Annotated in this window: 11 protein-coding genes and 1 pseudogene; 7 read left to right on the top strand and 5 right to left on the bottom strand. The window is 72.6% G+C overall.

The annotated features are described in order from the left end of the window. Positions 1–68 precede the first annotated feature (68 nt). Complete coding sequence (gene ppc, locus AB0F58_RS23830) at positions 69–2,855, top strand: phosphoenolpyruvate carboxylase (protein ID WP_357146870.1); 2,787 nt, start codon at positions 69–71, stop codon at positions 2,853–2,855. A 134-nt stretch (positions 2,856–2,989) separates the two neighbouring features. Here the strand turns inward: ppc and AB0F58_RS23835 are convergent. Beyond that, a pseudogene (locus tag AB0F58_RS23835) lies at positions 2,990–3,319 on the bottom strand (hypothetical protein); the annotation flags it as partial. A 54-nt stretch (positions 3,320–3,373) separates the two neighbouring features. Here AB0F58_RS23835 and AB0F58_RS23840 point away from each other — a divergent pair. Then, a complete protein-coding gene (locus tag AB0F58_RS23840) occupies positions 3,374–4,561 on the top strand; it encodes a DNA recombination protein RmuC (protein ID WP_357146873.1) in 1,188 nt (395 codons plus the stop codon). Positions 4,562–4,719: 158 nt separating this feature from the next. Further along, entirely contained in the window at positions 4,720–8,016 is a 3,297-nt protein-coding gene (locus tag AB0F58_RS23845; protein WP_357146876.1) for a S8 family serine peptidase, read from the top strand. Between the two features lie 91 nt (positions 8,017–8,107). Here AB0F58_RS23845 and AB0F58_RS23850 read toward each other — a convergent pair whose 3' ends face one another. Then, positions 8,108–8,539: a hypothetical protein gene (locus AB0F58_RS23850; RefSeq protein ID WP_357146879.1), complete on the bottom strand. Its 432-nt coding sequence runs from the start codon at positions 8,537–8,539 to the stop codon at positions 8,108–8,110. A gap of 58 nt (positions 8,540–8,597) precedes the next feature. Beyond that, entirely contained in the window at positions 8,598–9,587 is a 990-nt protein-coding gene (locus AB0F58_RS23855; protein ID WP_357146882.1) for a 4-hydroxy-3-methylbut-2-enyl diphosphate reductase, read from the bottom strand. 152 nt (positions 9,588–9,739) lie between these two features. Between AB0F58_RS23855 and xseA the strand changes: the two genes are divergently transcribed. Both xseA and AB0F58_RS23865 read left to right on the top strand, forming a co-directional pair. Beyond that, positions 9,740–10,993, top strand: a complete 1,254-nt coding sequence (xseA, locus tag AB0F58_RS23860; RefSeq protein ID WP_357146885.1) for an exodeoxyribonuclease VII large subunit — start codon at positions 9,740–9,742, stop codon at positions 10,991–10,993. Between the two features lie 25 nt (positions 10,994–11,018). Beyond that, positions 11,019–11,231, top strand: coding sequence for an exodeoxyribonuclease VII small subunit (locus AB0F58_RS23865; protein ID WP_357146888.1), 213 nt, complete (start codon positions 11,019–11,021; stop codon positions 11,229–11,231). Positions 11,232–11,282: 51 nt separating this feature from the next. Here AB0F58_RS23865 and AB0F58_RS23870 read toward each other — a convergent pair whose 3' ends face one another. Both AB0F58_RS23870 and AB0F58_RS23875 read right to left on the bottom strand, forming a co-directional pair. Continuing rightward, complete coding sequence (locus tag AB0F58_RS23870) at positions 11,283–12,107, bottom strand: hypothetical protein (RefSeq protein WP_357146891.1); 825 nt, start codon at positions 12,105–12,107, stop codon at positions 11,283–11,285. A gap of 106 nt (positions 12,108–12,213) precedes the next feature. Next, positions 12,214–13,059, bottom strand: coding sequence for a DUF4245 family protein (locus AB0F58_RS23875; protein WP_357146894.1), 846 nt, complete (start codon positions 13,057–13,059; stop codon positions 12,214–12,216). A 184-nt stretch (positions 13,060–13,243) separates the two neighbouring features. Here AB0F58_RS23875 and glpX point away from each other — a divergent pair, with 184 nt between their 5' ends. Both glpX and AB0F58_RS23885 read left to right on the top strand, forming a co-directional pair. After that, entirely contained in the window at positions 13,244–14,275 is a 1,032-nt protein-coding gene (gene glpX, locus AB0F58_RS23880; protein ID WP_357146897.1) for a class II fructose-bisphosphatase, read from the top strand. A 23-nt stretch (positions 14,276–14,298) separates the two neighbouring features. After that, positions 14,299–15,240: a DMT family transporter gene (locus AB0F58_RS23885; RefSeq protein ID WP_357147107.1), complete on the top strand. Its 942-nt coding sequence runs from the start codon at positions 14,299–14,301 to the stop codon at positions 15,238–15,240. The last annotated feature ends 69 nt before the right edge of the window (positions 15,241–15,309 follow it).

The raw sequence follows: 15,309 nt of genomic DNA on the forward strand, positions 1-15,309 counted from the left end.
GACGACGCGGATACGATCCAGGGAGTCGGACAGCGCTGTCCTTCGTCCTCACGTAAGGAGCGCACCCCGTGACCGACCAGCACGACCACGACGGGCCGGACGCCGCCCTGCGGGCCGACATCCGCCGGCTGGGGACCCTGCTCGGGCAGACCCTGGCCCGGCAGGAGGGGCGCCCCCTGCTCGACCTGGTCGAGGAGATCCGCGCCCTGGTACGCACCGACGCGGCGGCCGCCGCGCACCGTCTCGGCGGCCTCGACGTCACCACCGGCACCAAGCTGTCGCGGGCCTTCTCCACCTACTTCCACCTGGCGAACATCACCGAGCAGGTGCACCGGGCGCGGGATCTGCGCCGTCGCCGTGCCGTGCAGGGCGGCTGGCTGGACCAGGCCGCCACGATGATCTCCGAGCGGGGCGTACCGGCGGAGGAGATCGCCGGAGCGGCCCGCCGCCTCGCGGTCCGGCCGGTCTTCACCGCCCACCCGACCGAGGCGGCCCGCCGGTCGATCCTGTCCAAGCTCCGCGCCATCGCCGACGAGCTGGACACCGAGACGGCCAACGCGATCCTGTACGGCGCGAGCGACGAGGGGCCGGCGAACCGCCGCCTCGCCGAACTGCTCGACCTGATGTGGCAGACCGACGAGCTGCGGCTGGACCGGCCGGACCCGACCGACGAGGCCCGCAACGCCATCTACTACCTGCGCGACCTCTACGCCGAGGCCGCGCCGCAGGTCCTCGACGACCTGGCCGACACCCTGCGCACCCTGGGGGTGGAGACCTCGCCGACCGCCCGGCCGTTGACCTTCGGCACGTGGATCGGCGGCGACCGGGACGGCAACCCGTTCGTCACCGCGGCGGTGACCCGCGAGGTGCTGGTCATCCAGCACGAGCACGGCATCGCCGCCACCGAGCGGGCGATGGACCACCTGATCAACGAGGTGTCGGTCTCCCGCCGGCTGCGCGGCGTCTCGCTCGACCTGTCGGCCAGCCTCGCCACCGACCTGGACGCGCTGCCCGAGGTGGCCCCCCGGTTCCGGCGGGTCAACGCCGAGGAGCCGTACCGCCTCAAGGCCCGGTGTGTGAAGGCGAAGCTGGCCAACACCCGGCAGCGGCTGCGCCAGGGCACCCCGCACGTGCCGGGGCGGGACTACCGTGGTTCCGCCGAGCTGGTCGCCGACCTGGAACTGCTGCGCGCCTCGCTGGCCCGCAACTCCGGGCAGCTCACCGCCGTGGGACGGCTCGCCTCGACGATCCGGACCGTGTCGGCGTTCGGCCTGCACCTGGCGACGATGGACATCCGCGAGCACGCCGAGGCGCACCACACGGTGCTCGCCCAGCTCTACAAGGCCGTCGGCGAGGTGGACGACTACCCGTCGCTGACCCGGCTGGAGCGGACGAAGCTCCTCGCCGACGAGCTGACCGGACGCCGTCCGCTCTCCACGGCGGACACCCCGCTGACCGAGGCGGCCCGGAAGACCTTCGACGTCTTCGGCGCGGTCCGGGAGGCGCAGGACCGGTTCGGCAACGAGGTCATCGAGTCGTACATCGTCTCGATGACCCTCGGCGTGGACGACGTGCTCGCCGCCGTGGTGCTGGCCCGCGAGGCGGGTCTGGTCGACGTGCACAGCGGCCGGGCGCGGATCGGCTTCGTGCCGCTGCTGGAGACCCCGGCCGAGCTGAACGCCGGTGGCGAACTGCTCGACGAGCTGCTGTCGCTGCCCGCGTACCGGCAGTTGGTGGCCGCCCGCGACGACGTGCAGGAGGTGATGCTCGGCTACTCCGACTCGAACAAGGAGGCCGGCATCACCACCAGCCAGTGGTCGATCCACCGGGCGCAGCGGGCGCTGCGGGACGTGGCCGCCCGGCACGGCGTGCACCTGCGCCTCTTCCACGGCCGGGGTGGCACGGTCGGCCGGGGCGGCGGCCCCACCCACGAGGCGATCCTGGCCCAGCCGTACGGCACGCTCGACGGCGCCATCAAGGTCACCGAGCAGGGCGAGGTCATCTCCGACAAGTACACCCTGCCGTCGCTGGCCCGGGAGAACCTGGAGCTGACCCTGGCCGCCGTGCTCCAGGCGACGCTGCTGCACACCGCACCCCGGCAGCCGGCCGAGATGCTGGAACGCTGGGACGCCGCGATGGACGTGGTCTCCTCCTCGGCGTACCGGCGGTACCGGTCGCTGGTGGAGGACCCGGACCTGCCGGCGTACTTCTGGGCGTCCACCCCGACCGAGCTGCTCGGCGCGCTGAACATCGGCTCCCGGCCGGCGAAGCGGCCGAACACCGGGGCGGGCCTGGCCGGGCTGCGGGCAATCCCGTGGGTGTTCGGCTGGACCCAGACCCGGCAGATCGTCCCCGGCTGGTTCGGCGTGGGTTCCGGCCTGGCCGCCGCCCGCGAGGCGGGACTCTCCGACGTGCTCGCCGAGATGAACCGGAACTGGCACTTCTTCCGGACGTTCCTGTCGAACGTCGAGATGATGCTGACCAAGACCGACCTGACCATCGCCCGCCGGTACGTCGAAACCCTGGTCCCGGAGCAACTGCACCCGATCTTCCACACGATCGAGCAGGAGTACGAGCTGACCCGGCAGGAGGTGCTGGCGGTGACCGGCACCCCCGCCCTGCTGGAGAACTCCCCGGTGCTCCAGCGCACCCTGGCCGTGCGGGACACCTACCTCGAACCGCTGCACCACCTCCAGGTGGCGCTGCTGCGGCAGTACCGCGACTCCGGGGCGGCCGGGCGCGCGGTGGCCACCGCGCCGGGGGGCCGGCGGGCGCCCAGCGACGGTACGGCCCTGGAGCGGGCCCTGCTCACCACGGTGAACGGCATCGCCGCCGGAATGCGCAACACCGGCTGACGGGCCGGGTGGTCGTCGACCGGCTGTCAGTCGGTCGGTCGCAGGGGACTCCGGTCACCTCGTTCCGACGAGGAGTCCCCTGCGGTGACCCGGGTGGGCGGCGCTCACCAGTCGCCGCCGACGTCGCCGCCGCGCCCGAGCGCCGTCCGCGCCGCTCGGGCGTGGGCGAGCCCCTCCAGGGCGGTCTCCCTGGCGAGTTCGTACTGCCGGACCGTCCGCGCCTGCTCCAGCTGGCTGCCGGCCGCGTTGTACCGCTCCCCCGCGTCGACCAGCGCCTGACGGGCCGCCGGGGTGTCGCCGTGCAGGTTCATCACCTGGCCGCCGAGGCGTTCGTACCAGCGGAGCGCCTCGGCGCGGGCGTCGGCGATCTCCCGGGCCCGCCGCCCGGCGCTGTGCCACTGCCACCAGACGAAGCCGGCCACGTGCAGCACCGCGATCAGACCGAGGATGAGCAGCGTTTCCATCGCCCGAACGTACCCCTGGTCGGCACGTCGTACCTGTTTTGGCAAGCTCGGGGGATGGACTTCTCGACGCTGGCCGTGGTGGTGGTCTGCCTCGGTGCGGGCGGCGCGGTCGGTTGGTTCGCGGCGCGGGCCCGCGCGGCGGCGGAAATCGCCCGACTGGACGCCACGCTGCACGCCCTCCGCGAGGGCGAGGGCCGGTTGGAGCAGTCGATGCGGGCGTTGAACTACGAGGCGACCGCCCAGTCGCAGGAGGCGGTGGCTCGGGCGGTCGCACCGCTGCACGAGACGCTGCGCCGCTACGAGTCCCGGGTGACCGAACTGGAACGGGACCGGGTCGACGCCTACGCCGAGCTGCGCGAACAGGTGCGGGCCATGGGGGCGGTCTCCGGTGAGCTGCGCACCGAGACCAAACAGCTGGTGGCGGCGCTGCGCGCCCCCCAGGTGCGGGGACGGTGGGGTGAGCACCAGCTCCGCCGGATCGTCGAGGCGGCCGGCATGCTGGAGCACTGCGACTTCGCCGAGCAGGTCACCGCCGCCGTGGAGGACCGGCAGGTCCGGCCCGACCTGGTGGTCCGGTTGCACGGTGGACGTTCGGTGGTGGTGGACGCCAAGGCACCCTTCGACGCGTACCTGACCGCGATGGAGGCGCGCGACGACCGGGAGCGGGACGCCCGGCTGCGGGCGCACGCGAAGCACCTCCGGGCGCACGTCGACGCGCTGGCCGCCAAGTCCTACTGGGCGGCGTTCGACGACACCCCCGAGTTCGTGGTGCTCTTCGTTCCGGCCGACCCGTTCCTGGACGTGGCGTTGCAGCACGACCCGACGCTGCTGGAACACGCGTTCGGTCGGAACGTCGTGCTGGCCACCCCGGCGACCCTGGTGGCGCTGCTGCGGACGGTGGCGTACTCCTGGCGGCAGGAGGCGTTGGCCCGTAACGCGGTGGCGGTGCACTCGCTGGCCCGGGAGCTGTACGGCCGGCTGTCCACGCTGGGCGAGCACGTCGGTCGGCTGGGGGGCTCGCTCGGCGCGGCGGTGACCGCGTACAACCGGGCGGTCGGTTCGCTGGAGGCGCGGGTGCTGGTCAGCGCCCGGAAGCTGGCCGAACTGGGGGTCTCCGACCGGGAACTGCCGACGCCCGCCCAGGTGGAGCTGGCCCCCCGGCAGCCGCAGGCCCCGGAGCTGGTCGAGCCGGCCGGTCAGCGGTCCACTTCGTCCGTTCGGCCCCCGACCATCGACGACTAGCACTTTTCCCGTGACGGGGTGGACCGAATCACGTCACGAGGTGGTCACAACCTACTTCGGAGTAGTGACATCGACTCCGGCCACCACGAAAGATCACGCTCACGAGTGCTCTGCATCGCAGAGCCCTGGTTCTCTGGATCTCTGGAGGAAAAGAGAACGTGAGTAAACCCCGCAACCTGGGCCGGCGTACCTCCGCCGCGCTCTTCGCGTCCGTCGTGGCGGCCGGCGCCATGACCGGCGCGGGCGGTGCCGCCACCGCGAGCGCCGCTCCCTCCGATGCCGCTCCGGCCACCGCCGCCGAGACGCTGGGCTCGCACGACGCCAAGCTCCTCGCCGAGGCCGAGGCCAAGAAGGCGCCCACCGTCACGATGATCGTCGCCACCGACAAGGGTGCGGCGAAGAAGGTCGCCGACGGCGTGGAGAAGCTGGGCGGCGCGGTCAGCCAGCGCTTCGACAGCATCGGCTACGTCCTGGCCAAGGTCCCCACCGACAAGGCGCTCAAGGCGGCTCGGCTGCCCGGTGTCGCCGCGGTGGACCTCGACGAGGTCATCCAGCTACCGGACCCGACGCCGGAGGCGGCCCCGGCCGGCAGCCGGTCCGCGAAGCGGGGAGCGGCGACCCTCGGTGGCCCCGGCGCGGACACCGGAGCGGTCAACCCGTACATGCCGACCCACGAGACCGGCGCCGAGAAGTTCAAGGCCAGCAACCCGCAGTGGGACGGCCGTGGCGTGACCATCGGCATCATGGACTCCGGTGTGGACCTCGACAACCCGGCGCTCCAGAAGACCACCACCGGCGAGCGCAAGATCGTCGACTGGGTGACCGCCACCGACCCGCTCGAGGACGCCACCTGGCGGGCCATGATCACCGAGGTGACCGGGCCGACCTTCACCGTCGGCACCGCCACCTTCAAGGCCCCCGCCGGCACCTACCGGTTCAACCGGTTCAGCGAGTCGATCACGCGGGCCAGCGACCCGGCCGGTGACGTCAACCGCGACGGTGACACCACCGACACCTGGGGCATCATCTACGACCCGGTGACCCACAACATCTGGGTGGACGTCGACCAGGACAACGACTTCACCGACGAGGCCGTGATGCGGCCGTACAAGGAGAAGTTCGACGTCGGCCGCTTCGGCACCGACAACCCGGCGACCCCGGTTCGGGACCAGATCCCGTTCGTCGTCGAGTACCGCGAGGACGTGGACACCACCCCGGCCGGCGGCCCCGGCCTGGTCGACTACGTCAACATCGGCATCGTCGAGAGCACCCACGGTAGCCATGTCGCCGGCATCACCGCCGCCAACGACATGCTCGGCAACACCGCCTTCGACGGCGCGGCCCCCGGCGCCAAGCTGGTCTCCGCCCGTGCCTGCTCGTGGGGTGGTGGCTGCTCCTCCGCCGCCCTCACCACCGGCATGGCCGACCTGGTGATCAACCGCAAGGTCGACGTGGTCAACATGTCGATCGGTGGCCTGCCGGCCCTGAACGACGGGTCGAACGCCCGCACGGTGCTCTACAACCAGCTGATCGACGTCTACGGCGTCCAGCTCGTCCTCTCGGCCGGCAACTCCGGTCCGGGTGTGAACACGGTCGGCGACCCGTCGGTCGCCACCAACGTGATCAGCACCGCGGCCAGCATCAGCAAGGACACCTGGCTGGCCAACTACGGCTCCGTGGTGAAGACGAAGAACGCCCTGTTCAACTTCTCGTCCCGTGGCCCCCGTGAGGACGGCGGTCTCAAGCCGCAGCTCACCGCGCCGGGCTCGGCCATCTCCACCGCGCCGACCTGGCAGGCCGGCAGTCCGGTCGCCGAGGCCGGCTACCCGCTGCCCCCGGGCTACGCGATGATCAATGGCACCTCGATGGCCGCCCCGCAGGCCACCGGCGCCACCGCGCTGCTGCTCTCGGCCGCCAAGGCGACCGGCAAGGGCGTCTCCCCGGCCGCGCTGCGCCGCGCGCTGTACACCTCGGCCAAGCCGATCGCCGACGTCCCGACCTACGGGCAGGGCTACGGCATGGTCAACGTGCCGGGCGCGTGGAACCTGCTCCGCAAGGGCGTGGAGACCCGCTCCTACACCTCCGAGGCGGCGGTCTGCACCGAGCTGTCGGGCAACCTGACCCGGTACGACTCCTCGCTCGGCCAGTTCGTGCCGAACCCGCACCGGGGCGTGGGCGTCTACAACCGCTGCGCCGCGAACGCAGGTGGCCAGAACGTCGGGCAGAGCAAGACCTACCCGGTCAAGCTCACCCGTACCAGCGGCCCGGCCGGCACGATCAAGCACGACATCGAGCTGCGCGGCAACGACGGCACCTTCAAGGCGCCGAAGTCCGTCTCGCTGCCGCTGAACAAGACCGTCACGGTCAACGTCACCGCCAAGGCGACCACCGCCGGGGCGCACGGCACGATCATGACGATCGACGACCCGGCGACCAGCGTCGTCGACTTCGAGGTCTCCGCCGTGGTGGTCGCCTCGAACGCCGTGAAGGCGCCGAACTTCGCGTACTCGGCCGAGGGCTCGGTGGACCGGAACGGCTTCACCTCGTACTTCGTGACCGTTCCGCCGGGCGCGGGCGCGCTCCAGGTGAACCTCTCCGGCATCGCCACCGGCTCGCACACCCGGTTCATCGCCTTCAACCCGTACGGCGTGCCGGTAGACCCCACGTCCAGCCTGGGCTGCTACACCAACTTCTCCGACGCCGCCGCCTGCAAGCCGCAGGAGCGGGACTACCAGAACCCGATCGCCGGGGTCTGGGAGATCGAGGTGGAGTCGCGGCGGACCTCGCCGGCCCTGAACAACCCGTTCAAGCTCGACGTGCGGGTCCAGGGCGTCAAGGTGGAGCCGGCCGTCGTCGAGCTGCCGTCGGTCACCGCCGGCCAGCCGACCCAGGTGACCTGGTCGCTGAAGAACCCCTTCGGTCCGGTCTCGGTCTCCGGACGGGGTGGGCCGCTCTCCAGCGTCAACGCCACGCGTCCGACGATCGGTGAGGGCGCCTCGCAGGAGTACCTCGTCGAGGTGCCGGCCGGTGCGACCACCTTCACCGCCCGGATCGGCAACCCGGCCGAGGTCGGCGCCGACCTCGACCTGTACGTCTTCCGTGGAGCCACCGAGGTCGGCCGCCAGGCCGACGGTGACTCCGAGGAGGCCGTGACCATCCCCAACCCGCCGGCGGGCACCTACCGGGTGGTCGTCGAGGGCTACGCGGTCAACGGCCCGGGTTCCACCACCGCCTACGACTACCGGGACTCGTTCTCGGCGGCGGCGCTGGGCACCCTGTCCGCTCCGACCACGGCGATCCCGATGCCGCACGGTGCCACCGCCAGCCTCACCGGCACGGTGACGGCTTCGTCGACCCCGCAGGCGGGTCGGTCGCTCTTCGGTGAGCTGTCCGTGGTGACCAGCGAGGGCGCGGTCGTCGGCCGTGGCTCGGTCTCCATCGGTGCGGTGAACTGATCCGTCCCTGAGCACCACCGGAGCCCGCCCCCGCTCGTCGCGGGGGCGGGCTCCACCCTTTCGGTGGCGGCCCGACCCCCGGCGCGGCGGATCAGGCCGGGTTGACCCGGTCCACCAGGAAGGGCGTGCCCTGCTGGCAGGTGGTCATCAGGTCGGCCTGGACCCGGCCGGTGACGGTGATCTTCGCACCCGACTTGATCATGTCGCGTGGTCCGCCGACGAGCAGGTACTCACCGAGCAGCAGACAGCCCGGCTCGACCCCGGAGGTGACGGTCCCGGTGATGGTCGCGCCGCCCGGAGCGGCGGACGCGCTCGGCCCGCCGGGCTTGCCCTCGGTCGGCGGGACGGCCGGCGGCGTGCCCGGACTGTCCGTGCCCTCGGACGGAGTGGTCACCGGAGCTCCCGTCTGGCTCGGGTTGGCGGCCGTGCCGCCATCCTGGTTACCGCTGCCGTCCTGGCCGGCACAGGCGCCCAGCGCCAGGCAGGCGACCAGGAGCGGTAGCGCGATCCGTTGCGTCTTCATACCGCCTCAGACGCACCACGCGGCGGAATCGTTCCGCCCCGGTCCGTCCACGGAGCGGTCAGCCCCGGGCGGCCGCCGCGGCGCGCATGTCCCGCTTCAGCTCCTGCGGGAGGGAGAAGGTCAGCCGCTCGTCGGCGGTGACGATCTCCTCCACGTCGGCGAAGCCCCGGACGGCGAGGTGGGCCAGCACGTCCTGCACCAGCTCGTCCGGCACGCTCGCGCCGGAGGTCAGGCCGACCGTACGGGCCCCGGCCAGCCAGGCGTCGTCGATCTCGGAGGCGAAGTCGACCAGGTGTCCGGCGCGGGCCCCCGCGTCCAACGCGACCTCGACCAGCCGGACCGAGTTCGACGAGTTGCGCGAGCCGACCACGATCACCACGTCGCAGTCCGGCGCGATCTCCTTGACCACCTGCTGTCGGTTGGAGGTGGCGTAGCAGATGTCGTCGCTCGGCGGGGACTGGAGCATCGGCAGCCGCTTCCTCAGCCGGGCCACCGTCTCCAACGTCTCGTCCACCGACAGCGTGGTCTGGGAGAGCCAGACGACCTTGCTCGGGTCGCGCACGGTCACCCGGTCGGCGTCCTCGGGGCCGTCCACGAGCTGGATGTGGGCGGGAGCCTCGCCGGTGGTGCCGACGACCTCCTCGTGCCCCTCGTGCCCGATCAGCAGGATGTCGTAGTCCTCGGCGGCGAACCGCTTCGCCTCGTGGTGGACCTTGGTGACCAGGGGGCAGGTCGCGTCGATGGCCCGCAGCGACCGGGACCGGGCCTGCTCGTGCACCTCCGGGGCGACGCCGTGGGCGGAGAAGATGACGGTCGCCCCCTCGGGGACCTCGTCGTTCTCCTCGACGAAGATCGCGCCCTTGGCCTCCAACGTCCGCACCACGTGCTTGTTGTGCACGATCTGCTTACGCACGTAGATCGGCGCACCGTAGAGCGTGAGCGCCTCCTCGACGGTCTGCACCGCGCGGTCGACCCCGGCGCAGTAGCCACGGGGCTTCGCCAGGAGCACGCGCTTGCCGGTCTGGGGAGTCGCCTGAACCTCGGTCACCCGCCCATCGTACGTGCCCCCGGCAGGTGCGCATTTCGTCCCACCGCTCCCGGCCGGGACCGGCGTGGCCGCCGAACCGGTGTCCGACGTCGCGTGCGGCCCGCCGGGCGGCGCCGGCGGGCAGTGGCCGGCGCGGGGCTTAGGGTGGGCGGGTGAGCGGTGGGAGTGCGGGGAACGCAGGCGGCGGCGAGGGCGGCGGGGCGCCCCGGAGCACACCGGAGGAGCCCTGGCCGGTCCGGGTGGTCAGCCAGAAGGTCGGGGCCTGGATCGCCCGGCTCGGCTGGGTCTGGGTCGACGGCCAGGTGGCGCAGATCAGCCGGCGTCCGGGTGCCTCCACCGTCTTCCTCACCCTGCGTGACCCGTCGGCCGACCTGAGCCTCACCGTCACCACGAACCGGGACGTGCTCGACGCGGGTGCGCCGGAGCTGCGCGAGGGCGCCCGGGTGGTGCTGCACGCCAAGCCGGAGTTCTACGCCGCCCGGGGCACGCTCAGCCTCCGCGCCGACGAGATCCGCCAGGTCGGCCTGGGTGAGCTGCTGGCCCGGCTGGAGAAGCTGAAGAAGCTGCTCGCCGCCGAGGGCCTCTTCGACCGGGCCCGCAAGCGCCGGCTGCCCTTCCTGCCCGGCCGGATCGGGCTGATCACCGGCCGGGCCTCGGCCGCCGAACGTGACGTGCTGACCAACGCCCGCCGACGGTGGCCGGCGGTGGACTTCCGCACGGTCAACGTGGCGGTGCAGGGGCCGGGCGCGGTGCCGCAGATCGTGGACGCGCTGAAGGTGCTCGACGCCGACCCGTCGGTCGAGGTGATCGTCGTCGCCCGGGGCGGCGGCAGCATCGAGGACCTGCTGCCCTTCTCCGACGAGGCGCTCTGCCGGGCGGTCTTCGCCTGCCGTACGCCGGTGGTCAGCGCGATCGGCCACGAGACCGACGCCCCGCTGCTGGACTACGTCGCCGACGTGCGGGCCTCCACCCCGACCGACGCCGCCAAGCGGGTGGTTCCCGACCTGACCGAGGAGGTCCGCCTCATCCGGCAGGCCCGGCACCGGCTGGAACGCGCGGTCCGCAACCTCGTCGACCGGGAGTCGCACCGGCTCGACCTGCTCCGCTCCCGCCCGGTGCTGGCCCGCCCGCAGGTCATCGTGGACCAGCGGGCCGCCGACCTGGCCGCGCTGCGGGCCCGGACCGGCCGCTGTCTGGACCACCGGCTCGGCACCGCCGAGAACGACCTCCGGCACACCCTGGCCCGGCTGCGGGCCCTCTCCCCCGCCGCCACCCTGGACCGTGGCTACGCCATCGTGCAGCGGGCGGACGGGCACGTCGTCCGGGCGGCGGGCGAGGTGGGCCCCGGCGACCCGCTGCGGGTACGGCTCGCCGCCGGTGAACTCGCCGCGACGGTGGACGGCTGAGCCCCGTGTGGTGGGATGGCAGGCGATGACTGCGGAGAAGAACCCCGAGAAGCTCAGCTACGAGCAGGCCCGCGCCGAACTGGCCTCGGTGGTGGAACGGCTGGAGGCGGGCGGCACGTCGCTGGAGGAGTCGCTGTCGCTCTGGGAGCGGGGCGAACGGCTGGCCGAGATCTGCCAGCACTGGTTGGACGGCGCCCGCGCACGGCTCGACGCCGCCCGACAGGACGCCGACGCCTGAACCGGGTACCGGGGCGGACCGCGTCCGCCCCGGTACCCGGTCGCGGGGTGCTTACTTGAACATCTTGTACACGTCCTCGGACGCCTCGACCACCTGGTCCGCCGGCGGCTTCTGCACCGGCGTGGTCGTGCCGTAGTCGGCGTAGGTCACGACGAGGTTCTGCGCCGCGCCGCCCCCGACGGCCGGCACCTCCAGGCCCATCTCGACCAGGCGACCCTGGGCGTCGAGCTTGGCGGTGAACGGCACCGCCGAGGCCTCGCCGGCGAGGGCCTTCAGCGCGTCGGCGTCGATCATGTCCGAGTCGGTGGCCTTGGTGGCGTCGATGGTGCCCGCGTAGAGGCCGTCACCGGTCTTGCGGACCTCGGTGATCGCCTTGGTCAGCGCCTCGCTGCCGGCCGGGTCGACGTCGGTGAAGTCGAACTCCAGCTGCTTGATGCCCTTGATCCGGGAGCGGTCGAGGTGCTGGTACTTGCCGGAGGTGGTCTGCTTCGGCATGGCGGTGGCCATCGACCCGCCGAACTGGACCATGACCCAGGCGTCGGTGTCGATGAAGACCAGGTGCATCTCCATGGTCAGGTCGGCCGAGGCGGCCTCGCCGCCGGTCATCGACATCTCGGCGCTCTTGGTCGGCGCGTGCACCTTGCCGGCGCCGTTCAGCTCGCCACCGTTGATGGTGAAGCTGAAGTTGCCCTTGCTGATCTCCTTGGTCGAGGCGAGGAGCGCCTCCTTCGCGTCCGAGGGGACCGCCGAGGTGGCCGCGGAACCGCTGGCGGCCGGCTCGGCCGTCGACTCGGTGCCGTCGGACTTGCAGGCGGTGAGGCCGGGTACGAGCAGGGAGGCGGCGAGGACGCCGGCGCTCCACCGTCGGATCTTCACGTGGACGTCTCCAGTTGTCGTCCGGCGCGACACGTGCGCCGGAAAGGGGGATACCGGGTAACGGGGGTGCCCGTCCGGGTGTCATGTACCCGGTCCGGCGCGGACCCTACCGTACGGAGTCGGCCAACTCGCGTAGTTCGTTCTCGGTCGCATCCCCCACCACGATCACCGTCCGGGTGGGTTCCAGGAGCACCAGGGCGCGTTCGTTGCCCCGGGCGGTGTAGCGCTGCCAGCTCCGCCCGTCCAGGTCGAGCGCGCCCTGCGCCTGGCCCCGGTCGGTGAGTTCCTGGGGCAACAGCCGTTCCGCCGGCACGTTGCTCTGCACGAGCTGGACGCCACGTCCCTCCGGCGTCAGGTAGCCCAGACGCAGGCTCGCCCCCTGCTCGGTCTGCTGGAACCGGGCCGTGGTGGGCCGCCAGCCCGAGGCGAGATCGGCGGGCTCGGCCACCGGGAAGACGTTCGCCGCCCGAGCCTGCTCGATGGCGGGGGCCGGGTCGACGGTGGTCGGCTCCTCGCCGCCGAGGAAACCCCGGTAGAAGGCGAGCAGCAGGGCGATCGGCACGAGCAGCACCAGCAGCGAGATCGCCATGTCCTTCGGGGAGCGCTCCGACCGTCCCGCCCGACCGGTGCCGGCCGACGCCGCCCGTCGCGGGGTCGCCGGGGCCACCAGCGCCGGTTCCGTACCCGCCGGAGTCGGCCCGGACGCCGCACCACCCGCCGGAGCCGGCCCGGACGCCACGCCCGCCGCCGGAGCCGGCCCGGACGCCTCCGACCCGGCCGGTTCCGCGGTGGGGGCGGCACCCGGGTCCGGTCCGGCCGGCGCCTCCCCGGCGGCCCGGCCGGGCACCGGCGGTTGCCCCTGCGGTGGGGTCGTCGGTGTCCCGGACGGGGTCAGCGGCGGCTGGCCGTCCGGCGGGGTCGAGTCGGCGGGTACGCGGTCTGCGGTCTCCACCCCCCTATCTTCGCAGCTGCCGAGTTGGCCGGATCCGGGCCACCACGACCCCGCGACGGCGTTAGGTTGACCACCGTGTGAGGACGTTTCGCTGGCCATCATGTGAGGATCAGTGACAAAGCCGGCGGCGGCGACGGCCGCATCCCGCCGGTCCACCCCGCACCGTCGCGAGGAGGAAGCCGTCATGACGAACACCAGGACGCGGATCCCCCAGGATCTCGACCGCAACCTCGCCCTCGATCTGGTCCGCGTCACCGAGGCGGCGGCGATGGCCGCCGGGCGGTGGGTCGGCCGGGGCGACAAGGAAGGCGGGGACGGGGCAGCCGTCGACGCCATGCGCAAACTGATCAACTCGATCCCGATGCGGGGCGTCGTGGTGATCGGCGAGGGTGAGAAGGACAACGCCCCGATGCTCTTCAACGGTGAGGAGGTCGGTGACGGCAGCGGCCCCGAGGTGGACGTGGCGGTCGATCCGATCGACGGCACCACGCTGATGAGCAAGGGCATGCCGAACGCCCTGGCGGTGCTGGCCGTCGCCGAACGGGGTGCGATGTTCGACCCGAGCGCCGTCTTCTACATGGAGAAGCTCGCCGTCGGGCCGGCGTACGCGGACGTGGTCGACATCGAGGCCGGGATCACCGAGAACCTGCGCCGGATCGCCAAGATCAAGGGCACCGACATCTCCGGCGTGACGGTCTGTGTGCTCGACCGCCCGCGCCACGACGACCTGGTCGCCGAGATCCGCCGGACCGGGGCCGGCATCCGGTTCATCTCCGACGGCGACATCGCCGGGGCCATCGCCGCCGCCCGGGGCGAGTCCGACGTCGACGTGCTGATGGGCATCGGCGGAACCCCGGAGGGGATCACCGCCGCGTGCGCCCTGAAGTGCATGGGCGGGGTGATGCAGGCCAAGCTCTGGCCCCGGGACGAGGCCGAGCGGGCCAAGGCCCTCGACGCCGGCCACGACCTCGACCGGGTACTCACCACCGACGACCTGGTCACCGGGGACAACTGCTTCTTCGTGGCCACCGGCGTCACCTCGGGCGACCTGCTGCGCGGCGTCAGTTACCGGGCCGGCGGGGCGTACACCCAGTCGATCGTGATGCGCTCCAAGAGCGGCACCATCCGGGTGATCGACTCGTACCACCGCCTGGAGAAGCTGGCGCTCTACTCGGCGATCGACTTCGACGGCCGGCCCCTGGCCGAGCAGGAGTGACCGCGCCGCCACGGACGGACGTGGTGCCGTCGGCGGCGCTGCGGATCACCGGGGTCGGGCTCGCCGGCCTCTCCGGCCTCGCCGTGGCACTCCAATCGCGGATCAACGGCGAGCTGGGCGTACGCCTCGGCGACGGCATCGCCGCCGCGGTGGTCTCGTTCGGTCTGGGGTTGATCGTCCTGCTGGTGCTGGTCCCCGTCGTCCCGGCGGGACGACGGGGACTGCGCCGGCTGCGCAGCGCGCTCGTCGCCGGGACGCTCCGCCCGTGGCAGTGCCTCGGCGGGCTCTGCGGCGCCCTCCTGGTCGCCACGCAGGGGCTCACCATCGGCACGCTCGGCGTGGCGGTCTTCACCGTCGCGGTGGTGGCCGGGCAGACCGGCAGCAGTCTCGCCGTGGACCGGGCCGGTCTCGGCCCCACCGGGCGACAGCCGGTCACGGCCAACCGGCTGGCCGGTGCGGCGCTGACCGTGGTGGCGGTGTTCATCGCCGTCGGCGACCGGCTGGGCGACCCGGACACCCTCGTGTTGGCCCTGCTGCCCCTGCTCGGCGGGCTCGCCATCGCCTGGCAACAGGCGGTCAACGGCCAGGTCCGCGCCGCGTCGGGCAGCGCGTTGACCGCCACGTTGGTCAACTTCGCGGTCGGGACGGTGGCGCTGCTCCTCACGCTCGCCGTCGACCTGTTGGTGCGGGGTCTTCCGACCGGCGGGTTCCCGTCCGAACCGTGGTTCTATCTCGGCGGTCCGATCGGCATCCTGTTCATCGCGCTGGCGGCGGCGATCGTCCGGTTCACCGGGGTGCTCCTGCTCGGCCTGGCGACCATCGCCGGCCAGATCGTCGGGGCGGTGCTGTTGGACGTGGTGCTGCCCACGGCGGCCTCGCACCCCGGACCGGCCACCCTGCTCGGGGCCGCCCTCACGCTGGTCGCCGTGCTGGTCGCCGCACTCGGCCCACCGGCCCGCCGCTGAGGTGGTGGCCGGGGTCCCTGTCACCGCGTGGTGCCGAGCAGAGGGCCCCGGCAACCACCCCACCACGGG

Source organism: Micromonospora sp. NPDC023956 (assembly GCF_040639195.1).
Taxonomy (GTDB): Bacteria; Actinomycetota; Actinomycetes; order Mycobacteriales; family Micromonosporaceae; genus Micromonospora.

Excerpts from the sequence above, each read along its gene's own strand:
- AB0F58_RS23865 (WP_357146888.1), top strand. The coding sequence starts at position 11,019 with ATGACTGCGGAGAAGAACCCCGAGAAGCTCAGCTACGAGCAGGCCCGC.
- glpX (WP_357146897.1), top strand. The coding sequence starts at position 13,244 with ATGACGAACACCAGGACGCGGATCCCCCAGGATCTCGACCGCAACCTC.
- AB0F58_RS23850 (WP_357146879.1), bottom strand. The coding sequence starts at position 8,539 with ATGAAGACGCAACGGATCGCGCTACCGCTCCTGGTCGCCTGCCTGGCG.
- AB0F58_RS23840 (WP_357146873.1), top strand. The coding sequence starts at position 3,374 with ATGGACTTCTCGACGCTGGCCGTGGTGGTGGTCTGCCTCGGTGCGGGC.